This is a genomic window from Sphingobium sp. Z007 (assembly GCF_900013425.1).
Classification (GTDB): Bacteria; Pseudomonadota; Alphaproteobacteria; order Sphingomonadales; family Sphingomonadaceae; genus Sphingobium.
This window is the reverse complement of the sequence record NZ_FBXK01000005.1, coordinates 619,874-641,282: the sequence shown is the minus strand read 5'-3', so window position 1 is coordinate 641,282 and position 21,409 is coordinate 619,874. Positions and strand designations below refer to the sequence as shown.

General features: G+C 64.0%; 20 protein-coding genes. 6 read left to right on the top strand and 14 right to left on the bottom strand.

Annotation, left to right across the window (positions count from 1 at the left end):
• Positions 1–43 precede the first annotated feature (43 nt).
• Both CEQ44_RS11045 and CEQ44_RS11040 read left to right on the top strand, forming a co-directional pair.
• Entirely contained in the window at positions 44–622 is a 579-nt protein-coding gene (locus CEQ44_RS11045; RefSeq protein WP_088181787.1) for a nitroreductase, read from the top strand.
• A 72-nt stretch (positions 623–694) separates the two neighbouring features.
• Positions 695–1,039, top strand: coding sequence for a GntR family transcriptional regulator (locus CEQ44_RS11040; protein ID WP_088181786.1), 345 nt, complete (start codon positions 695–697; stop codon positions 1,037–1,039).
• Between the two features lie 84 nt (positions 1,040–1,123).
• Here the strand turns inward: CEQ44_RS11040 and CEQ44_RS11035 are convergent, their stop codons facing one another.
• From CEQ44_RS11035 to CEQ44_RS11005, 8 genes are all read right to left on the bottom strand, one after another.
• A complete protein-coding gene (locus CEQ44_RS11035) occupies positions 1,124–3,163 on the bottom strand; it encodes a tetratricopeptide repeat protein (protein ID WP_088181785.1) in 2,040 nt (679 codons plus the stop codon).
• 5 nt (positions 3,164–3,168) lie between these two features.
• Positions 3,169–4,533, bottom strand: a complete 1,365-nt coding sequence (gene prsR, locus CEQ44_RS11030; RefSeq protein ID WP_088181784.1) for a PEP-CTERM-box response regulator transcription factor — start codon at positions 4,531–4,533, stop codon at positions 3,169–3,171.
• Positions 4,533–6,605: an XrtA/PEP-CTERM system histidine kinase PrsK gene (prsK, locus tag CEQ44_RS11025; protein WP_088181783.1), complete on the bottom strand. Its 2,073-nt coding sequence runs from the start codon at positions 6,603–6,605 to the stop codon at positions 4,533–4,535. The genes prsR and prsK overlap by 1 nt, the downstream gene beginning before the upstream one ends.
• A gap of 14 nt (positions 6,606–6,619) precedes the next feature.
• Positions 6,620–8,008, bottom strand: a complete 1,389-nt coding sequence (locus CEQ44_RS11020; RefSeq protein ID WP_088181782.1) for a TIGR03013 family XrtA/PEP-CTERM system glycosyltransferase — start codon at positions 8,006–8,008, stop codon at positions 6,620–6,622.
• A 323-nt stretch (positions 8,009–8,331) separates the two neighbouring features.
• Positions 8,332–8,595: a hypothetical protein gene (locus tag CEQ44_RS11015; RefSeq protein ID WP_088181781.1), complete on the bottom strand. Its 264-nt coding sequence runs from the start codon at positions 8,593–8,595 to the stop codon at positions 8,332–8,334.
• 52 nt (positions 8,596–8,647) lie between these two features.
• A complete protein-coding gene (locus CEQ44_RS11010; protein WP_088181780.1) occupies positions 8,648–9,292 on the bottom strand; it encodes a sigma-70 family RNA polymerase sigma factor in 645 nt (214 codons plus the stop codon).
• Between the two features lie 117 nt (positions 9,293–9,409).
• Positions 9,410–9,541, bottom strand: a complete 132-nt coding sequence (locus CEQ44_RS25050) for a hypothetical protein (RefSeq protein ID WP_254913812.1) — start codon at positions 9,539–9,541, stop codon at positions 9,410–9,412.
• Between the two features lie 75 nt (positions 9,542–9,616).
• Positions 9,617–10,405, bottom strand: coding sequence for a response regulator (locus CEQ44_RS11005; protein WP_088181779.1), 789 nt, complete (start codon positions 10,403–10,405; stop codon positions 9,617–9,619).
• 277 nt (positions 10,406–10,682) lie between these two features.
• Between CEQ44_RS11005 and CEQ44_RS25045 the strand changes: the two genes are divergently transcribed.
• Both CEQ44_RS25045 and CEQ44_RS10995 read left to right on the top strand, forming a co-directional pair.
• Positions 10,683–10,934, top strand: coding sequence for a NepR family anti-sigma factor (locus tag CEQ44_RS25045; protein ID WP_088181778.1), 252 nt, complete (start codon positions 10,683–10,685; stop codon positions 10,932–10,934).
• 43 nt (positions 10,935–10,977) lie between these two features.
• Entirely contained in the window at positions 10,978–12,534 is a 1,557-nt protein-coding gene (locus CEQ44_RS10995; RefSeq protein ID WP_254913811.1) for a sensor histidine kinase, read from the top strand.
• Here CEQ44_RS10995 and tgt read toward each other — a convergent pair.
• Both tgt and CEQ44_RS10985 read right to left on the bottom strand, forming a co-directional pair.
• Complete coding sequence (tgt, locus tag CEQ44_RS10990; protein ID WP_088181777.1) at positions 12,531–13,661, bottom strand: tRNA guanosine(34) transglycosylase Tgt; 1,131 nt, start codon at positions 13,659–13,661, stop codon at positions 12,531–12,533. The two genes, CEQ44_RS10995 and tgt, sit on opposite strands and share 4 nt — an antisense overlap.
• A gap of 55 nt (positions 13,662–13,716) precedes the next feature.
• Positions 13,717–13,860: a hypothetical protein gene (locus CEQ44_RS10985; protein ID WP_254914382.1), complete on the bottom strand. Its 144-nt coding sequence runs from the start codon at positions 13,858–13,860 to the stop codon at positions 13,717–13,719.
• Between the two features lie 274 nt (positions 13,861–14,134).
• Here CEQ44_RS10985 and CEQ44_RS10980 point away from each other — a divergent pair, with 274 nt between their 5' ends.
• Complete coding sequence (locus CEQ44_RS10980) at positions 14,135–15,091, top strand: crotonase/enoyl-CoA hydratase family protein (protein WP_088181775.1); 957 nt, start codon at positions 14,135–14,137, stop codon at positions 15,089–15,091.
• A 21-nt stretch (positions 15,092–15,112) separates the two neighbouring features.
• Here the strand turns inward: CEQ44_RS10980 and CEQ44_RS10975 are convergent, their stop codons facing one another.
• Positions 15,113–17,092 carry a bifunctional diguanylate cyclase/phosphodiesterase gene (locus CEQ44_RS10975; RefSeq protein ID WP_254913810.1) on the bottom strand — a complete coding sequence of 660 codons (1,980 nt, stop codon included), beginning with the start codon at positions 17,090–17,092 and terminating at the stop codon, positions 15,113–15,115.
• A gap of 56 nt (positions 17,093–17,148) precedes the next feature.
• A complete protein-coding gene (locus CEQ44_RS10970; protein ID WP_088181773.1) occupies positions 17,149–18,153 on the bottom strand; it encodes a helix-turn-helix domain-containing GNAT family N-acetyltransferase in 1,005 nt (334 codons plus the stop codon).
• A 53-nt stretch (positions 18,154–18,206) separates the two neighbouring features.
• Between CEQ44_RS10970 and CEQ44_RS10965 the strand changes: the two genes are divergently transcribed.
• On the top strand, positions 18,207–18,929 hold the full coding sequence (locus tag CEQ44_RS10965; protein WP_254913809.1) for a GNAT family N-acetyltransferase: 723 nt from the start codon (positions 18,207–18,209) through the stop codon (positions 18,927–18,929).
• Positions 18,930–18,934: 5 nt separating this feature from the next.
• On the opposite strand, the gene CEQ44_RS10960 is transcribed toward CEQ44_RS10965, so the two are convergent.
• The gene (locus CEQ44_RS10960; protein WP_088181772.1) at positions 18,935–19,531 is read right to left on the bottom strand and encodes a hypothetical protein; all 597 of its coding nucleotides are present in this window, start codon (positions 19,529–19,531) and stop codon (positions 18,935–18,937) included.
• A 183-nt stretch (positions 19,532–19,714) separates the two neighbouring features.
• Complete coding sequence (gene groL / locus CEQ44_RS10955) at positions 19,715–21,361, bottom strand: chaperonin GroEL (protein WP_088181771.1); 1,647 nt, start codon at positions 21,359–21,361, stop codon at positions 19,715–19,717.
• Between the last annotated feature and the right edge of the window lie 48 nt (positions 21,362–21,409).

Genomic DNA, 21,409 nt, shown 5'->3' with positions numbered 1-21,409 from the left:
TGGCCCTTGCGCCGAAGCGAAGGCCGCGCCATCTGTCGCAGCGATGTTCAACGATCTCTCCTCCCCGCTCGCCCTGCTCCAGACCCGCCGTTCCGGTAAGCCCCGCGACCTGATCGCGCCCGGCCCGGACGACGCGCAACTGCGCCAGATTTTGGAGATCGCGCTGCGCACCCCCGACCATGGCAAGCTCGCGCCGTGGCGCTTCGTGATCGTGCGGCAGGATCAGCGGACCGCGCTCGCGGAACTGCTGGAAACCGCCTATCGCGCAGAAAAACCCGACGCCGGCCGGCTGGAGATAGAGGCGATGCACCAGTTCGCGCAGCAGGCGCCGACGTTGGTGGTCGCCCTGTCCGCGCCGGTCGCGGGCAGCAAGATTCCCGTGTGGGAACAGCAACTCTCCGTCGGCGCGGCGATCATGAACCTGATCCATGCCACCCACGCGCTTGGCTTTGCCGGCGGCTGGCTGACCGGCTGGCCGACCTATAATGCGGATGTGCGGGCGGCGTTCGGCGGCGATGGCGAGACCATTGCGGGCTTTGTGTTCATCGGCACCCCAGGAAAAGCGCAGGAAGAACGGCCGCGACCTGAATATAACGATATCGTATCGACCTGGGACAGATAATGACCGTTGCAAAGCATTGCTGCGTAACGGGGCGGATTGACCCGCATGGCTGTATTATGGCACTGATGCACTATGGCCGACGAATCCAAACCCGTCTATCTCCGCCTGCGTGAGATTATCGCCGCTTCCATCCTGGATGGGGAATTTTCCGACGGCGACCTGCTCCCATCTGTGCGCGCCTTCGCCGCGACGCAGGGCGCCAATCCGCTGACCGTGGCCAAAGCCTATCAAAGCTTTCAGGACGACGGCCTTGTCGTGGTAAGGCGCGGCGTCGGCATGTTCGTCGCCGACGGCGCGACCCGCCGCCTGCGCGAAGCCGAACGCGAACGCTTCCTCGACAGCGTCTGGCCACCGGTCGCAGCGCAGATCAAGCGGCTGGGCATCCGGCTGGACGATCTGGATCTGGCGAAGGCGTAATCCGTGTCGTCATTGCGAGCGTAGCGAAGCGATCCACCGGCGCGCCATTGGATTGCTTCGCTACGCTTGCAATGACGGGGCTGTCTATAACGCCGCCAATGCGTCCAACGCATCCTGCCGCCCCGCAAAGCCCCGCACCGCCGCCGCCCGACCAAGCGCCAGCTTCGCCTCCCCCTTGCGCCCCGCAGCGGCATAGGCCTGCCCCAGATGCATCTGGAACGCGGGTGCCTGCGGCGAGAGCGCCACCGCCTTTTCCAGCAGGTCGATCGCCGCCGGCCCCTTCTCGCCAGTCTTCATCAATACCCAGCCGAACATATCGGCGGTCAGCGGATTGCCCGGCATCAGCCGATAGCCATGGGCGGCATAGGCGCGTGCGCCAGTGCGATCCCCGCTCTCCAGCGCCGCGCGGGCCAGGTCCGCCATCAGCACCGCGTCATTATCCCCCACCTGCCCCTGCACCGCGCGCAGCATCCGCAAAGCGCCGCGCCAATCCTGCGCCTGCATCGCAATGCTTGCGGCCAGCCGCTGCGCTTCGACATCATTGGGATTTTGGGCCAGGAACAATTGCACGATCTGCGCCGCGCGCGCCGGGTTGCCGATCCGGCCCCAAGCCGCCGCCAGCCGCAACGCCGCGTCCCGATCGAAGCGGATATTGGCCGCCGCCTCATAGGCGCGCACCGACTCCTGCGGCGCGCCGTCGGCGCCCAGCGCATCGCCCAGGATCAGCCAGGCGTCGGGCGCGCCGGGATTGGCCCGGCTCAGCAACTGCGCCCGCCCCACCGCCTCACCGGTCCGCCCGGTGCTGAGCAGCGCGCGGATATAGGGGACATTATCGCGCGCGGTCGCCGCGCTGGAGGGCGCAGGTCCACTCGCCAGTCCGCCGTCCGAAGCGCTGGCAAAGGCATCCGCCGACGCCCGCACCGGCCAGGCGGCGCGCGCCAGCATGTCGTCAGCCATCGCCCGATTGCCCAAAGCCTCCTGCGCCCGCGCGGCGAGCGTCAGCACATAGGGATCAGCATCGCGCTGGGCTACCAGCGGCGCCAGAGTGGACGCGGCGGACGCGAAATCGCCATTGGCATAATAAGCCCGCGCCAGCAACGTGCGCGCGGCGCGATTGTCCGGTTGCTCCGCGACCAGCGGGCCAAGCGCATCGGCGGCCAGCACCGGATTGCCATCCTGCAATTGCAGCACGCCGCGCAGCAGCCTAGTCGCCGGTTCCCCGTCCAGCCGCCCCTGCGTTCGGGCCAGCAACGTGCGCGCCAGGTCGCCCTGCCCGGCCCGCGCCGCCATCACCGCCTGCATCATCCAGGCGCGCGGGTTGGACGGATCGATCGCGATCAGGCGGCGGGTCAGGCTCAGCATCGCGCTCGCCTGCCCGGCATCCGCCAGCGTCGCGGCATAGGCTTCCAGCGTCGGCACCGAATCGGGATTGGCCGCCAGCGCCCGCTCGAACCAAGGCAGAGAGGCAGTCAGACCATATTGCCCGCGCACCAATTCGCCGCGCAGCGTCAGCGCCTTCGCGTCGGTCGGGGCCAGCGCTACCGCCCGGTCCGCCGCGACGATCGCCCCGGCCTGATCCCCGGACAGGATGCGCAAACGACCCAATTCGACCCAATTGGCCGGATCGCGCGGCGCAGCCTTCAGCGCCCGTTCCAGCGCCACGCGCGCGCCGGCCAAATCCCCCTGCGCCAATGCGGCGCGGGCCACCACCCGCGCCGCCGGCACCGCGGCATCGGTTGGCAGGTCGGGCGCCTGTGCTTCCCGTAACGCACCTTCCAGATCGCCTTGCACCAACAATGCCTGCCCCATCACCGCGCGCGTCTGCGCGGGCGGCGCGCCCAGCGCCCGCGCGCGTTGTACCGCCGCCTGCGCGCCGACACCGTCGCCCAACTCAGCGAGCGCCCGCGCCTGCGCCTCATGCGCGACCGCCGACCGCGGATTGCCCTTGATCGCGTTCATCAATTCGATCCGCGCCGTGCGCGCGTCGCCCTTGTCCAGCGCGGCCAGTCCGCGCGTCAGGGCCGAACTGCCGTCGCGTTCATGCGCGCGCCATTGCCACAGGCCAGCGCCCGCCAGTAGCAACAGGACGAACAGGGCGAGGATGATGAGGCGGGACCGGCGCATTGCGATCAACCCTGCATCTGATATTGTTTGAGCAGATCGTAGAGCGTCGGTCGGCTGATACCCAACATCTTGGCCGCGCCGGAGATATTGCCGTCGGTCCGCGCAATGGCGCGACGGATCGCGCGGCGATCGGCCATTTCACGCGCCGCCTTCAGGTTGACGAGGTCGCCGCCTTCGGCCCGCTCATCGTCCAAGTCGAGGTCGGCGGCGGTGATCATCTTGCCGTCCGCCATGATGATGGCGCGCTTCATACGATTTTCCAGTTCGCGCACATTGCCGGGCCAACTCCAGGCATCAAGCGCCGCGAGCGCATCGGGGGCCAGCCCCTTGACTTGCGGGTTCATGTCGCGCGCGAAGCGGGTGAGGAAATGGCGCGCCAGCAAGGCCGGATCGCCGGGGCGATCCTTGAGCGTGGGGATGCGGATGACGATTTCGGCGAGGCGATAGAATAGATCCTCGCGGAACGTCCCCGCCGCAATCATCTGCTCCAGATTCTGGTGGGTCGCGCACACGATGCGGGTATCGACCGCGATCGGCTGACGCCCACCGATCCGTTCGATCACCCGTTCTTGCAGAAAGCGCAGCAGCTTGACCTGGAGGGGCAGCGGGATGTCACCCACCTCATCCAGGAAGAGCGTGCCGCCCTGCGCCTGCTCGATCTTGCCGGGCGTGGTCTTGATCGCCCCGGTGAAGGCGCCCTTTTCATGGCCGAACAGTTCAGATTCCAGTAAAGTTTCGGGAATCGCCGCGCAATTGATCGCCACGAACGCGCCACCGCGCCGTGGGCTGGCGTCATGCAGCCCTTGCGCCAGCAATTCCTTGCCGGTCCCGCTCGCTCCCAGCAGCAGCACCGACACCTGCGCCGCCGCCACGCGCTCAATCGTGCGCGCGACCTTCATCATCTCCGGCGCCCCGGTGATGAGCCGGCCCAGCACCCGCCCGTCCTGCGGTGCGGTCTCGGCCAGCCGCGCATTTTCCCGCTCCAGCGCATGAACGTGGAAGGCGCGGCGGACGATCAGGCCCAGTTCGTCGATATCGACCGGCTTCTGGTAGAAGTCATAGGCCCCGCCGGAAATCGCATCCAACGCGCTTTCTCGCGCGCCATGCCCCGACGCCACGATGATCTTGGTATCGGGCTTGATCTTGAGCATCTCGGCCAGCGTCGCAAAGCCTTCGCTGGTGCCGTCCGGGTCTGGCGGCAGGCCCAGGTCCAGCGTCACCACGTCGGGCGTTTCCGCGCGCAACATCTCGATCGCTTCCTGCCGGTCGCCCGCGATGAACAGCTGATAATCCTCATAGGCCCAGCGGAGCTGCCGCTGGAGGCCTGGATCATCCTCGACGATCAGCAATTTGGGACGGGTGTCGCTCATCAGGCGGCCTTCTCTTGTCTATCTGTATGCGGCGCCAGCGGCAGGCGCAGCGTGAAACGGCTGCCCGCGCCGGGCTTGCTCTCCACGTCGATCCGCCCGCCCATGGCCTGCGCCAGGCTGCGGGCCTCGAACGCGCCCAAGCCGAAACCGGCCGCCTTGCTGGAGGAAAAGGGCTTGAACAGGTCGCGGCGAATATATTCGGCGCTCATGCCCTTGCCGCGATCGATAATTTCGACCACCGCCTCGCCGCTATCGGCGGACAGTCGCAGCTCGACCGGGCTGTCGGGCGCGCTGGCGTCGATCGCATTTTGCAGCAAATGGGTGACGATCTGCTCCACCCGCGCCGGATCGGCCAGCGCCAGCGGTGCATCGCCCGCGACATGCACGGGATGCAGGCGCGCGCGGGTGCGGGCGACCTGCTGCAACAGGTCGATCAGCGCCATAGGGCGCGGTTCTTCGGCCCGGCCCTTGTTATGCTGCGACAGGCGGGCCAGCATATCATTCATCTTGCCCACCGATTCCTTAAGCGTCAGCACCATGTCGGCGCGGAAATCGGGATTGTCGGCATGGCGTTCGGCATTGCGCGACAGCAGCGACAACTGGCTCACCAGATTTTTGACGTCGTGGATGATGAAGGCGAAGCGGCGATTGAATTCCTCGAACCGTTGCGCATCGTCCAGCGCCTGCTGGCCCTGCGCCTCGCTGATATGGGTCGCGGCCTGCCGCCCGGCGGCGCGCAGCATGTCGAAATCCTCCCAGTCCAGCCGCCGGTCTATCGGCGGACGCGCCAGCAACAGCGCGCCGATCAGCCGACCATAATGGATCAGCGGCACCAACGCCCAGGCGCGACGGTCCAGCGTCATCCAGCTTGGGAGGTCCAGCGGACGCTCTCCGGCGCGCAACCGCGCCAGATCGACGATCCAGCCGCTCTTTTCCAGTTGCATGACGGTGGCAGGCGCGACCGCATCATATTGCGGCAGGTCGCAGGTCCAGTTCCAATGCGTCTCGAACGACAGCGCGTCGCGCTCGTCGCGCAGCAGCAGCATCGCGGCGGGCGAATCGGTGATGTCGGCCATCGCTTTGGCCACCCGCTCGCCCAGCGGCGCGGCATCCTCGCCCGGCCGGCCGATCGTATCGCCAAAGCGCATCCATTCGGTGCGATAATCATAGCGATGCTGAAAGAAATGCTTGGCGACCTGCACCTTCCACAGCGCCCGCACCTGCGGCGATGGCAGCAGCACCAGTGCGGTGACCGCGGCGAAGAATACCGCGCCGATCTCCACCACCCGCGCATAAGGGCCGGCGATCAGCTCGATCAGCACGGCGGCGGCGGTCAGCACGACGACATAGAGGCCGACCGCGACGATCGAAAGCGACTGGAAGGTGATGGCCCGCGACAATTGCAGTCGCCCCGCCATGCCCTTGCGCATACCCACCGCGATCACCGGCGCCAGCAGCGCCATCAGCAGGCCGCGCAGGGCATAGAGTTCGCTCACCCGATGCGGCGCAAAATAGCAGATGGCGTAGAGATTGAGGTCATAGGTCCACATCGCTGCCAGCGCGCCAAGCAGCAGCGCCAGCCCGCCCCGTTCGCGCGATGGCCAGGCAGTGTAAAGATGATGCACCAGCAACAGGCTGCCGATCGCCGTCATCATCCGCAGGATCAGCGAACAGGTGACGAGCGCATCATGCAGGTCGCTGGTCGGCGACAATTGCCGCCAGGTTAAGTCGGTGAAGGTCTGGAGCAGGATCAGCCCGGCAACCGCGGCATAGACGGCGCTGATGGCGACGGTTGGCCCCGCGCGCCCTACCGGCCCGCGCCGCAACATGACGAACATCGCCAGCAGCCAGGCCGCATTGCGGATGCTCTCGCCGATCCCCGAAAGCGGCTTCGACACGCCGCCGAACGACACGTAGAGCGCCCAGCAGGATGTCAGCAGCAGCGCGGCCGACAGCAGGCGCGGTTCGGGCGCTTCGCCGCGGCGGCGCAGCAGGAAAATGCCCAGCGCCGCGAACAGCACCGCCGCCAGCGCATGGCCCCAGTCGCCGACAAATTGGAGGAGAGCGCCCATCGCCCGCTATCGCCTCAGCGTGCGCCGTCGGGCCACAGCACGACCCGCAGCGTCTGGATCAGGATCAGCAGGTCCAGGAAAGGCGTGTAATTTTTGGCGTAATAAAGGTCATATTCCAGCTTGTGCCGGCTGTCCTCGATCGACGCGCCATAGGGATAGTTGATCTGCGCCCAGCCGGTGATGCCGGGCTTCACCATATGCCGTTCGGCATAATAGCGCAGATGCTGTTCCAGATCTTCGACGAACTGGCGTCGTTCGGGGCGCGGGCCAACGAAGCTCATCTCGCCCTTCAACACAGTCCAGGTCTGCGGCAATTCGTCGATGCGCAGCTTGCGCAGCCAATAGCCCAGCCGCGTGATGCGCGGATCGTCTTTCTCCGCCCACACGGCCTGGCCGTTCACTTCCGCGTCCAGCCGCATCGTGCGCAGCTTCACGATCCAGAATTCCTGGCCGAACAGCCCGACGCGCTGCTGGCGGTAAAAAGCCGGGCCCTTGCTGTCCATCTTTACCAATATCGCGGCGAGCAGGATGATCGGCCCGGTCAGGACCAGCAGGATGGAGCTGGCGATAATGTCGAACAGCCGCTTAGCGAAGCTGGAAATGCGGCGACCGGCGGAAAAGCCGTCGGAAAAGATCAGCCAACTGGGATTGACGCTGGCCAAGTCGACGCGCCCCGTCTCGCGCTCCAGGAAGCTGGACAGATCATTGACATGAACACCGGTCGTCTTGATGCGCAACAGGTCGGACATGGGAATGGCGTTGCGCCGTTCCTCAAGCGCCAGCACGACTTCGCTGGCGTTCAGCCGCACGACGAAATCGGACAGATTGAAAATGGCGTCGCGGTTGATCGCTTCTGGGATCACCTGTGGCCCGTCATTCATGGCGATGAAGCCCACCACCAGAAAGCCCGCGCCGCGCTTTTGCTCCAGATCCTTGATCCGGTTGGCGCGATTGCCCGCGCCCAGCACCACCAGCCGCCGCTTGAACGCCTCGCCGCCCAGCATGGACCCGAGCAGCAGCCGCACCGCCACAAGCAGCGCCATGGCCAAGCCCATCGCGTAGAGCGAATTGGACCGCCACAGCGTCATGCCTGGCATCAGGAAATAGATAACCGACAGAAATATGACGCCCAGCGACACCGCGACCAGCAGCCGCGCAAAGGCGAAACGGATCGATTGCAACGATTCGACGCCATAAACGCCAACGGCGATCATCCCGGTCTGGATCGCGAAGGCGAAGCTCAGCAACGGCCCCATCCGCGTCAGAACATGATCGACATCCATGCCGATCTGCCGCGCCCGCAAGATCCAGCCGCCTTCCGCCGCACAGAGCAGCAATACGAAATCAAGCACCCCCAGCAACAGCACCGCATGCGGCACATAATGTTTGAAAAGCCTGATCATCGTCGCGCATTTCCTGCTGGCGGCCGATCTGGCGCGCCTTTCCCGAGAGCCGGCGTTTCTTACAAGGGCTGTAAGATAATCCGACAGTGGGCGTACCCTGCCCGAAAATGGCAAAGAAATGCTAAATAGCGACGCAGCCGGTTATAATGTCGCTCCGTGACCCATGGCCGTTCGCCGCAGGATGTTGGGTCGGATAATGGGCCGAGCCGCGTCGGACATGATCTTGCTGAGTCTGGCTCACAATAAATCCGGGCCGGCGATCCGTGGTGCCCTATACTCGCCAGTCCCGGTCAGTGGCATGACGCGCCCAAGGGTAACCGCGTCTAATCCTTATCGCGCAATTTGTCGGCTGCGTTCTTGGCGGCATCGCCCACCATGCGGGCGGCGTCATCCACCGACCCGGCGGCCTTGGTCACCTTGTCCGCCTGTCGGTCTTCCCGGCGCTCATTGGTAAGGTAGAAAAAACCAATGGCCAGGATTAGCGCCAGCGCGACCAGCGCAAATACCACGCCGCTGCCGCGCGACCGTTCGATGACGGTTGCGGGAGGTGATCGGTCATCCTCCCGGCCGGAGGGTGCATCGCCCATAGTCCGTCTCCTCAATCACAGGATAACGGCTATGGCGACGCGATCGTTCCGGTTATTTGTGTCCGCCATCCCCGCCGCGGCCGCGGCTCAGGCGATCCACATCCTCCATGATCTCGTCAAGCACGGCGGTTTCGGTCGTTTCCTGGGTCCGGCGCGACGGCAGGTCGCCGCTCTCCAATATCTGCTCCAGCGCAGCCCGGCCGCGCGCAACGCGGCTTTTGATCGTGCCGACCGCAACACCGCAGATTTCGGCTGCTTCCTCATAGGCAAAGCCGCCAGCGCCAACCAGGATCAACGCTTCGCGCTGCGGCTGCGGCAGTTGCAGCAGGGCGCGCTGCATGTCCGACAGTTCGACATGCTTGTCCTGCCCCGCCGGGGCCGCCAGGATACGATCCGCCGTCAGGTCGTCCCAATCACCGCGAAAGCGGGAACGGCGCATCTGCGAGAGATAATGGTTGCGCAGGATGATGAAGGTCCACGCGCGCATATTCGTACCGGCCTGGAAGCGATTGCGCGCCGCCCAAGCCTTCAGCAGGGTTTCCTGCACAAGGTCATCGGCAAGATCGCGGTTGCCAGACAGGGACCGGCCAAAGGCGCGCAGGTGCGGAATGACAGCGGCGAGTTCGCGCTTGAAATCCGAATCGGACAGCGCGGCACGCTCCTCGATCCCGCTGATTTCGCCAACGTCATCATCCATGGGAACAACCCCCGTGCCCGAAACCGCACTCGCCGCATGAATCGACGTCGTCAAAGCCATAAGAACATCCGTACCCTAAACCGATCACTGCAAAAGACCAACTATTCGCATCGATCCCTATCGCCATATCACCAGCAACATGGCGATCACCGCCAAGGCCAGCGAAATGGCAAGCACGTACCGCATCATATGCGGCGTGGCACCGGCGCGCGCATCATTGGTCGCGATATGCTGTTCCTGCTCGACCATCACGGATCTCCCGATCGTTACGCAACATTAACGCAGCGCTCCGACCGGGGTTCCGTGACTTTCTGGCCACCCGCTTCAGGCGGGTGCCGTCGCCTCGTCAAAGAAGAGCGCCTGGGAGATGGCGGCCTTGACCGTCGCGCGCTGGAACGGCTTGGTGATGAGAAAGGTGGGTTCGGGCCGCTCGCCCGTCAGCAACCGCTCCGGGAAGGCGGTGATGAAGATCACGGGCACCGAAAATTCGGCCAATATGTCCTTCACCGCATCGATGCCGCTGCTGTCGTCGGCCAGTTGGATGTCGGCCAGCACCAGGCCGGGACGGTCGGCCAGCGCTTCACGCACCGCATCCTCGCGCGTTACGGCGATGGCGGTCACGTCGTGGCCCAGGTCACGGACGATCGTTTCGATGTCCATGGCGATGATCGGCTCGTCTTCGATGATGAGCACCTTGGCGCGGGTCTGCGCCTCGATCTCGCTCAACGCTTCCTCGACCAGCGCCTCGACATCGCTGCTGTCCATGTCGATCAGATAGGAAACGTCATCAACGGTGAAGCCCTCCAGCGCGGTGAGCAGCAGCGCCTGGCGCGGCAGCGGCGTCAGACGGGCAAGACGCGCCTGGGCGATCGCCTCACGGCCGCTGCCGATCGCGGGAACATCTTCCAGATGCGCGGACGACCAGATGGCATGAAACGTCTTGTAGAGGCCAAGCCGAGGATCGACGTCGGTCGGAAATTCTTCCGGCGCGGCAACAATGGCTTCCAGCGCGGCACGGACATAGGCGTCGCCATGATTCTGGCTGCCGGTCAGCGCCCGCGCATAGCGCCGAAGGAACGGAAGATGGGGGTGTAATTGCTGTCCAAGCGACATCGTCAAGTCTTCTCCCTGCCCATCAGGGCCACATTGTCCCGAAGCATGGGAACAGCGTGGAAGGATGGAATGTCCATGCCATGATGACAACCCCCCGCCGCCCCGACAGCCACGCAAAGTTGCGCAGCGTAAAAAATGCTTCGAGGGGCGGAACCATCGATAACCGGATTTGTTTCGCCTCCAGATGGTTTTTTCGACGATATCGTGAATTTCCCATGAATTGCATGATTGTGCGAATTGACGTCATGGCGCAAACCCGCGAAACGGGCGTGCCGACATGGCGGGAATGGCTGCAGAGGGGCTGATTTTGGTTTCTTCAACGACGGAGCGGGGCGTGGCCGATGACGACAAGGATGCCGACGCCGCAACCCGGACAGCAAGGATGACGGGCGCCACCGCAAAGCAGAAGCCTCTGCCTGCGGGCAAGGAGGATGTGCATGTCTCCCAGGCTCTCCGTACCGTTTACCAGCGCGCCGTGGACGAAGATATTCCGCCCGAGATGTTGGACCTGCTGAGCAAACTGGACTGATACACAGATGATCGGGGGCAGCCTTCCTCCGGCAGCCCGCTCCATGATCGAGCCATTGCTGCATTTTTTCCGCTCGACCGGCGTCAAGATGTTTCTCATCCTGACGCTGGCCTTGTTGCCACTGGGGCTGATCGCCCTCATCGCCTCGCTCCAGGCCATTCGCACCGCCGATCTGGAAAAGGAAGCGCTGCTGCGGGTCGCCGTGACGCAAAGCGCGCGCAAATTGACCGCCGACCTGCAGTCCGATCGCACCGCGCTCGAACTTGTCGTCAATGCGCTGGCCAATAATGCCGCGGACAAAGGCATGTGCCGGCGTCTCTCTTTCTTTCTCACCGCGCACGATGCCGATGGCGGGCATTTCTATATTTACGACCGTGCGGGCAATCGTTTGTGTAACTCGCCTGAAGCCGAACCGGCCGGCATCGCGCCATCGGAGCGTTTCGCCAGGCCAGTGGCGCAACTCCTGCCAGCCCATCTTGTCAGCCGCGTGCGCAGCGGCAATGGCCGGCTCGTCGCTCTCTCCTATTATTCGCGCGGCCATCTCGAAAGCATCGCTGATCCCGCCACCGCGCTGCAAAATCGCCAGCTCAGCTTGCGCCAAGGTGACAGGCAGTTGGTCGTCAGCCGTCCCGGTGCGGGGATCAAGGGCGATGGCAGCAGCCTGTCCGCCCGGCTCGACCCGCCCGACATATTGCTGACTATGACGGTGCGCGAACCGCCCGCCACATTGGCGCGGATGCTGTCCCTGTTCCTGCCGCTGGTCATGTGGTTTGCCGCTGCGGCGATCGGCTGGTTCGTGGTCAACCGGTTGCTCATCCGGCCCCTGGTGCTCTTGCAGCGGGCGGTAGCGGACTATCAGCCTGGCCAGGTGCTGCAACCCTTGCAAGGCGTGCGCACCCCTGCGCTGGAGATCGTCGCGCTGGGCGAAACCTTCCATGAAATCAGCATGGACGTCGCCACCCACGAGGCCGAAATTTCCCAAAGCCTGGAAACGCAGCGCAAACTGACGCGCGAGGTGCACCACCGGGTAAAAAATAACCTGCAGATCATCGCCAGCCTCATCAACCTCCACGCGCGCTCCGCGCATGATCCCGAAGCGTGCGAGGCCTATGCCTCGATCCAGCGCCGGGTCGACGCCCTGTCGGTCGTCCACCGCAATCATTTTGCGGAACTGGAGGAAAATCGCGGCGTCGGCGTTCGCCCGCTGATCAGCGAATTGTCGGCGAGCCTGCGCGGCACCGCCCCGGCCGCCGCGCGCCGCTTCGCGATCCAGATCAACAGCGACAATCTGCACATCAGCCAGGATGTGGCGGTGCCGATCGCCTTCCTGCTGACCGAGCTGGTCGAACTGGCGATGATGCTCGCGCCGCAGGCGACGATGCAGATCGCAGTGCAGGTGGAGTCGGACCGCGACGATCGCGCCCGGCTGATGGTGCGCTCGCCTGGCCTTACGGCGTCCGAAGCGATGACCGACCGACTGGATGAACGCTATGGTCGCGTCCTGACCGGCCTGTCGCGCCAGTTGCGCGCCCCACTGGATTATGACGGCGACGCGGGCAGCTATGCCATCGTCATCACCGTCATACCCGATCGCGCTTAAACCCGCTGGTAGTCGCGCCGGAAATCGGCGGTGAATTCGGCCAGCGTGCCAGCGGCGATATTATCGCGCAGGCCCTGCATCAGTTCCTGGTAGAAATGGATGTTATGCTGCGTCATCAGCATCGCGCCCAGCATTTCGCCCGCCTTCACCAGATGATGCAGATAGGCGCGGCTCCAGGTCGCGCACACCGGACAGCCGCAGCGCGGATCGATCGGCCCTGTATCCTCGTTGAACTTGGCGTTGCGGATATTGAGCGGCCCGGCCCAGGTGAAGGCCTGACCATTGCGGCCCGATCGCGTCGGCAGCACGCAATCGAACATGTCGATGCCGCGCTCCACCGCGCCGACGATGTCGTCGGGCTTGCCCACCCCCATCAGGTAGCGCGGCTTGTCCTGCGGCAGCATGTCAGGCGCGAAATCGAGCGTGGCGAACATCGCCTCCTGCCCCTCGCCCACCGCCAGCCCGCCCACGGCATAGCCGTCAAAGCCGATCTCGATCAGCTTTTCGGCTGAAACACGACGCAGTCCTTCGTCGAGCGACCCCTGCTGGATGCCGAACAGCGCCGCCCGCTCCGCATGATCGCCGCCCGCATCGAAGCCTTCGCGCGAGCGCTTCGCCCAGCGCATCGACCGCTCCATCGACCGCGCGGCCTCGTCATGAGTGCAGCCATTCTTCGTACATTCGTCAAACGCCATGACGATGTCGCTGTCCAGCAGCCGCTGGATCTCCATCGACCGCTCCGGCGTCAGCATATGTTTCGACCCGTCGATATGGCTGGAAAAGGCGACCCCCTCTTCGCTCATCTTGGTGAGCGCAGAGAGGCTCATCACCTGGTAGCCGCCGCTGTCGGTCAGGATCGGCCGGTCCCAGCCCATGAAGCCGTGCAGCCCACCCAGCCGCGCCATGCGCTCGGCGCCGGGGCGCAGCATCAGATGATAGGTGTTGCCCAGGATGATGTCCGCACCAGCCGCACGCACTTCAGCCGGACGCATCGCCTTGACGGTCGCAGCAGTGCCCACGGGCATGAAAGCGGGGGTGCGAATCTCACCGCGGCGCATCTGGATCACGCCGGTGCGGGCCTTGCCGTGGGTGGCGCTGACGGAGAAGGAAAAACGAGGCTTGGTCATCGCCGCGCTTTAGGAGCGAACGGCAATGCGCACAAGGATCGGCGATGCCGTCAGCTCAGCCCGCCTTGCGGACCCCTTCGAACAAGGCCATCGCGTCGATATTGAAGCCATCGACCCGCCGATAGGGACCGATGAAACGCAGGCAATCCGCCGACAGGCGCAACGGCCATGGCGCGCCGTCCGCATCATGCAGGGCCAATGTGACGCAAGAAGTCTGTGGGCGCGGCTCGTTCATACGCGCCGGACTAATGGACAAGGGTTAACAAAGCGCTGACCGCATAATCTTACGTCCGTTCAACAGCGGCTTTTGTGGCATTCCCGCCACATTGGGTCCACTTCGGCGGCATTTGGGGCGACCTGCTTGCAACAGTCAGAGGCAAAAATGGTTAACGGCCTGTCAATCATAAGACGGTTGATTGCATGCTGCGCTCCAGCCTGATCTTTTCATTCCATATAGAAAAACGGGGTCGCATATGATTGATTCAGGACGGTTTAATCCCACCAGAGACGAGGCGGAGCACGCCGGCGAAGACCATTTGTCGGACGACGGCGACCATCCGCCACTCGCCCCTACGGAAAGCGCGCGCGACACCGCTGTCGCACAATCCAGCCTGTTCGACCTGGGACAGATCGATGTCCGCTGGGACGAGGATCTTGCAACCCTCTGGGCGTTCATGACGCCGCTGGAACGCCCCAATTTCTCGCTCGCCATGCTGCGGGACGTGCGCACTTGGTATGTCGAATCGAAACGCTTGTTCGATGCGGGCCAATTGCCGATCAAATATCTCGTCGCAGGATCGCGTTTTCCCGGGGTGTTCAATCTCGGCGGCGATCTGGAACTGTTCGCAAGTTGCATCGAACGCGGCGACCTGCCCGGCTTGGTGGCCTATGGCCATGCCTGCATCGACGTCGTCAACCGGACCTGGCTCAATGGCGACATGCCCGTCGTATCGGTGGCCCTGGCGCAGGGCGACGCGCTGGGCGGCGGGTTCGAAGCGCTGTTGTGTTTCGACATCGTCATAGCGGAGCGCAGTGCCCGCTTTGGTCTGCCCGAAATGCTGTTCGGCCTGTTTCCCGGCATGGGCGCCTATTCCATCCTGGCACGCAAACTGGGCCGACTGACGGCCGAGCGCATGATCCTGTCCGGCAAAGTCCATAGCGCGGAGGAAATGTACGACCTGGGTATCGTCCACACCCTTGTCGAGGATGGCGAAGGCGAAGAGGCGGTGCGCGACTATATTAAGGCGTCCCGCGCCCATCATTCAGGGCATGTGGGGGTGTTTCAGGCGGGACGCCGCGTCGATCCGCTCCATTATGACGAGCTTAAGGACATCGTCGAAAACTGGGCCGCGTCGGCGGTCAAGATTGACCTCAAGGATATGCGGATGATGCGTCGCCTCGCCTCCGCCCAAACGCGCCTGGCGCGTTGACACGCACATGCGGGCGGACGTTCAGGCCAGGCGCCGCTGCCGGATCAGGCCGACCATGTCCTGACCGCCCGTATGCATGTCGGCCATCAATTGCAGCAGCGCTTCGGCCGGCATGGGCTTGCTTAATATGAACCCCTGCACATTGGTGAAGCCGACCTCGCGCGCATAGCGCAACTGTTCTTCGGTCTCGATTCCTTCGGCGACCGTTTCGACATCCAACGAATGGGCGAGATAGGCGACGGATTGCGCAATCGCGCGATCCCGCGGATTTTCGCCCACCCCGCGCATGAAGCTTTGATCCACCTTGATCGTGTCGAAGGCATGCGACCGCAACGATCCAAGCGACGAATAGCCCGTCCCGAAATCATCCAGCGCCAGGCGAAGGCCGATGCGCCGCAACTCCGCCAGAATGAGATGGGTATGCCCGTCATCCTCCAGGAACGTCGATTCGGTCACCTCCAACTCCAGGCGGCGTGCGCGCATGCCAGCCTTCAGCAGCGCACTCATGACGGAGCGTGAAAGCCCGTCGCTCTTGATGAGCGCGGGTGATATGTTGACGGCGACGCGGATGTCGTCATCCCATTGCATTGCGTCATGACAGGCCTGTTGCAAAGCCCAGTCCGTGATCGGCTCTATCAGTGAGCTGCTTTCCGCTATCGGAATGAACTCGCCGGGCGATATCGGCCCCAATTGGGGATGATCCCAGCGCATCAACGCTTCACAAATGACAATTCGGCCAGTGCGGCTGTCGAATATCGGCTGATAATGCAGGCGCAAATCGCCTTGCGCGAGCGCGGCACGCAGTCCCATTTCCAGTTCGTAGATACGGTTCTGACGCTCCTTCATCGACCATTCGAACCGGCTTTGCCGGTTACGCCCATTATGCTTGGACTGGTAGAGGGCCAGGTCGGCATGTTGCAGCAGTTCGTCGCCGTCCCGACCATCGGCCGGCGCAACCGCTATGCCCATGGATGCCGTGACGCTGAGCGAATAGCCGTTGATGTCGAACTCGCTCTCAAACTCCCGCATGACGTCGTTGGCCACGGCCTGCGCGACGATGTGGTCGCCATGGGGACAGATGATGATGAACTCGTCTCCGCCAAAGCGCGAGACATGCCCCCTGCCGTGCAGCGCGCCGGAGAGCCGCTCCGCCACCTGGCACAGCAGCTTGTCGCCGACGATATGCCCAAGGGAATCGTTGATCTCCTTGAACCGGTCCAGGTCCATCCACAGGATCGCCATCGGTTCATGAACGGATGTGCGCTGCTCGAACAGGTCGTGCAAACGCATTTGCATCGCCATCCGGTTTTCGACTCCGGTCAGGCTGTCGAACCGCGCCAGTCGCTCGAACTTGGTCGCCAGCATCGCCTTTTCATTCTTCGCCAGCAACGCTTCCAGCACGATGCGATGCGTCGTCTTGGTGATTTCGCCCATCGCGAAAATCATCAGAAAGCACAATATGCCCAATGTGATGTAAGGAACACCGCCAGCAAGGATCAGGCCGATCGACGTGGGCAGCAACGAAAAGCAGGTCTGCCCGACGGCGACATGCACGCGCCCGGCATTCCGCCCGGCAATGCCGCCGGCATAGGACGCAACCATGCCCACGCTCAGCACATGCAGGCTGGCCATATCGACCATGGTCAACGTCGCCAGCGCGTGTAATCCCAGCAGCGCGGCATAAACCCACGCCCCTAGCTCATAGGCGGCGCCCCAGATGGAGAGGGTCGGTTTTTCGCGATGGGCCAGTTGGCGCTGGAAATAGACTGCGGAGATCGACCGGCTTACCCCCACGATCACGATCAGAACGGAAATCAGGGTGATGACGGGAAGGTCAGCATAATAGGCAACGACCAGTCCTAGCGATCCGCCGGATACCGCGCCCCTCAATAGGGACGCAGGCGATGCGTAAAGCGATTTGATAAGGCTGCGCCGCACCTCGGCGTCCTGCCCCGGTTCCTGCGCCTTGCGCCGTTCCAGCAATGATTTCAGCAGGCGCAAAATGGCGGGTCTCCGGTTCCCGCCCCCTTGATCGCATTTGTTCCTTTATTATTCGGTTAATGCAGCGACAATAACCACCGCTCGCCCGTCATTTCGGTCCCGAAAAGACGATGGGTTTCGCGCTCTACTACAGAAAATCCAGTGGATTCATACAGGTGCCGAGCGTGGACGAGGACATCCTGCGTCCACAACATCAGCTGTCGATAATCTGCATCACGGGCAAAGCCGATGCACTGGTCGACCAGCGCCCGGCCGATGCCCATCCCCCGCGCGGCGCGTTCGACATGCAACAGTCGCAACTGCCCGACATCGTCGCCCGCATCGGCCAGCAGCACCGCACCCAGCATCGCGCCGTCGCGCTCGGCGATCCAGGCCTGCTCCCTGCCGGGCTTGAAATCGCGCAGGAACGCGGTGGTGATCTCGCCCTGCATCACCTCCATCGCCCGCCCCCAGCCATATTCCGCCTCATACAGCCGGGCCTGGCGCGATGCGACCAGCGCCAGGTCGCCGATACGGAAAGCGCGGATCGACCAATTGTCGGGTGCATCCTCACCGACCACCCCATTGCCCAGCAGCGCCCGGACCTGACCCAATGCGGCAATCAGATCCTCCTGCTGCGCCCGGTCCAGCCCGACGATGCGGGCAGCGGTATCGGCGCGGGTGCGCGCGTCGATCGCCGCAAAGGCCGCACGTCCTTCCGGCGTCAGCGCGATCGGCCGTTGCCGCGCGTCGCTGCCCCGGCCCCGCGCGATCCACCCCCGCTTTTCGAAGCCCGCAATGATGCGGCTGGCATGACCGGCGTCCAGCCCGATCCGATCGCGCAGGCTGCTGGCCAGCACGCCCGCCTCTCCTTGCGCGATCTCATAGAGCAGCCGCGCCGCCGTCACGCCCATGCCGCTGTCCATATAGCTGGGTTGCAACACGCCCGCGAACCGGGTGTGGAAGCGGTTGAAGGCGCGCAGCGCCGCGACGGTTTCGGGCGCTGGGGTTTTAGGCGCTGGGGTTTTAGGCGCTGGGGTTTCAGGCGCGGGCAGATCGGCGGCAGTTCGCTGTTCAGTCATTGCAGGTCAGGCTAAGCCATGATAGTTGTCGTCGTCAACTAAAATGGAAGAGGTTGCTGCAACTGTCCAACTCGCCGTCTCATCCGCTCGATCACCCCGTCTGGCACAGCCTGGCAAGCGGCTGGTCCGCGCTGGCGCAGGGCAACGATCGTGCGCGCCGGATCGATCCGCTTTACGGGCCGTTCGGCGCTGCAGCGGACGACAGCGCCGACAGCCGGGCGGCCCTCGCTGCGCTGGTGCCGGATGATGGCGAACTCTGGTTGGTCGGCCCAGATGCCTTGATCCCGCCGCCCGGCGTCACCGTGCTGCGCAGCGCGACGCTGGCGCAGATGGTCGCCCCATCGATCACCCCCGCTACCTCTGCGCCGCCAACCTGGGTAAAGCTGGACGAACGCGACACCGCGGACATGCGCGCCCTCGCGCTGCTCACCCGGCCGGGGCCGTTCGCGCCCCTGACCCATAGGCTGGGCCGTTTCATCGGCGTGCGCGACAACGGCCAACTGATCGCAATGGCGGGCGAGCGTATGGCGATGCCGGGCTTCACCGAAGTCAGCGGTGTGTGCACCCATCCCGACTGGCGCGGCCGCGGGCTGGCCGGCGCGCTGATGCGGATCGTTGCGCAGGCGATGCTGGACCGCGGCGAAACCCCCTTCCTGCACGCCTATGCCGCCCACGACCGCACGATCGCCCTTTACCGGACCTTGGGGTTCGAGGTGCGCGCCGAACTGCCGATGATGGTGGTGACGCGCCGGCGGCTAGCGATGGGATCGAATTGACCGGCTCAATAGATTTCCGCGTCTTCCCATCCGGCAAGAGCCAGCAGGGCCAGCCCGATCTCGCGGACCTTGCCGTCGCGCGGACTCCAGGCGCGAGTGAAATGATAGCCCTCTGCATCGATCACCCCGACCATCCATTGCGCGCCATCCGTTCCGGGCGGGCCACAGGAGGGAGACGCTGAGGTGAACATATCGTCCTGCGCCAACAGGGCCTTGACCCGATCCGCCTCCACATCGTCCAGCGCGCGATCGATCGTGAGGTCAACCTTGCCAACTTCATAGCTGCCAATGCCGGTCAGCCGCTTGGCAACCAGTCGGGGTGGCTTATCCCGGCGGAAGTCAATGCGGACTATAATCGGCGGGTGGAAGGTGCGGAGCCAGAGAAAGCGAACAACCCGCTTTCCCTCAACCGCCGCCTCGCCTCCACCGACGTAAAGCACCGGCTCCTTTGCGGCAGCCAGGAAAGCAGCATAGGATGCCAAGGTGCCCGCATCGGCGACCGGCACGGTCCAGCGATGCGCCGCACTGCCGCACTCCACCGTCGGTGCCGCCAGTTCAGCCGGGAAATATGGCGGGCCTGCCAGCGCGGTCGCCGCTAGCAAGGCAAGAAGGTTCGGAATGATCTTGCCCTCCTAAAGCCATCCTGTCCTTTCTAAACGCGACCGCCCAAAAGAAAAGGGCCGGTGGATCGCTCCACCAGCCCCTTCTTTGCGTCAGAAAGCAGGACACTTCCTTCTGGCGATCGAACCGCAGGCGAAGCCAAGCCCCGCCCGCGACGATCGCCTTTAGAAGTCCATGCCGCCCATGCCGCCCATGCCGCCGCCGGGCATGCCCATCGGCGCCTTGTCATCGGCGGGCAGCTCGGACACGGCGGCTTCCGTCGTGATGAGCAGGCCAGCCACCGAAGCGGCGTTCTGCAGCGCGGTGCGGACGACCTTGGTCGGGTCGATCACGCCGGCGGCAACCAGGTTTTCATACACGTCGGTCGACGCGTTGAAGCCGAACGAGGTGTCGTCCTGGTCGAGCAGCTTGCCCGACACGACGGCGCCGTCATGGCCCGCATTGCTGGCGATCTGGCGAACCAGAGCGGTCAGCGACTTGCGCACGATGTCGATGCCGCGGGTCTGGTCGTCATTGATGCCCTTGAGGCCATCAAGCGCCTTGGTGGCATAGAGCAGAGCCGTGCCGCCGCCAGGGACGATGCCTTCTTCGACAGCCGCGCGGGTTGCGTGGAGAGCGTCATCGACGCGATCCTTGCGCTCCTTGACTTCAACTTCCGTCGCGCCGCCGACCTTGATGACGGCAACGCCGCCAGCCAGCTTCGCCAGGCGTTCCTGCAGCTTTTCCTTGTCATAGTCCGAGGTGGTGTGCTCGATCTGCTGACGGATCTGCTCGGTGCGGCCCTTGATCGAGTCATGGTCGCCAGCGCCATCGACGATGACGGTGTTGTCCTTGTCGATGGTGACGCGCTTGGCGGTGCCCAGCATGGAGAGCGTGACGCTTTCCAGCTTGATGCCCAGATCTTCCGAGATCACTTCGCCCTTGGTCAGGACGGCGATGTCTTCCAGCATCGCCTTGCGACGATCGCCAAAGCCAGGCGCCTTGACCGCAGCAACCTTCAGGCCGCCGCGCAGCTTGTTGACGACCAGGGTCGCCAGCGCTTCGCCTTCAATGTCTTCCGCGATGATCAGGAGCGGCCGGCCCGACTGAACGACGGCTTCCAGGATCGGAAGGATCGACTGCAGGTTCGACAGCTTCTTTTCGTGGATCAGGATGTACGGATCGGACAGTTCGACCGACATCTTTTCCGGGTTGGTGATGAAGTAGGGCGACAGGTAGCCGCGGTCGAACTGCATACCTTCCACGACGTCCAGTTCGAAGTCGAGACCCTTGGCCTCTTCCACGGTGATGACGCCTTCCTTGCCGACCTTTTCCATGGCTTCGGCGATCTTCTGGCCGACTTCAACGTCGCCATTGGCGGAGATGATGCCGACCTGAGCGACTTCGGCCGAACCCGAAACCGGCTTCGAACGCGCCTTGATGTCCTCGACAACCTTGATGACGGCCAGATCGATGCCGCGCTTCAGGTCCATCGGGTTCATGCCGGCCGCAACCGACTTCATGCCTTCGCGCACGATGGCCTGGGCCAGCACGGTCGCGGTGGTGGTGCCGTCACCGGCGATGTCGTTGGTCTTCGAAGCCACTTCGCGGACCATCTGCGCGCCCATATTCTCGAACTTGTCCTTCAGTTCGATTTCCTTGGCGACGCTGACGCCGTCCTTGGTGATGCGGGGAGCGCCGAAGCTCTTGTCGATGACGACGTTGCGGCCCTTCGGCCCCAAGGTCACCTTGACCGCATCGGCCAGAATGTCGACGCCGCGCAGAATGCGCTCACGAGCGTCACGCGAAAACTTTACGTCCTTCGCTGCCATGATCTTTTACCTTCGTTTGAGAATTGCAAAATTTGCGAAGTTCACACC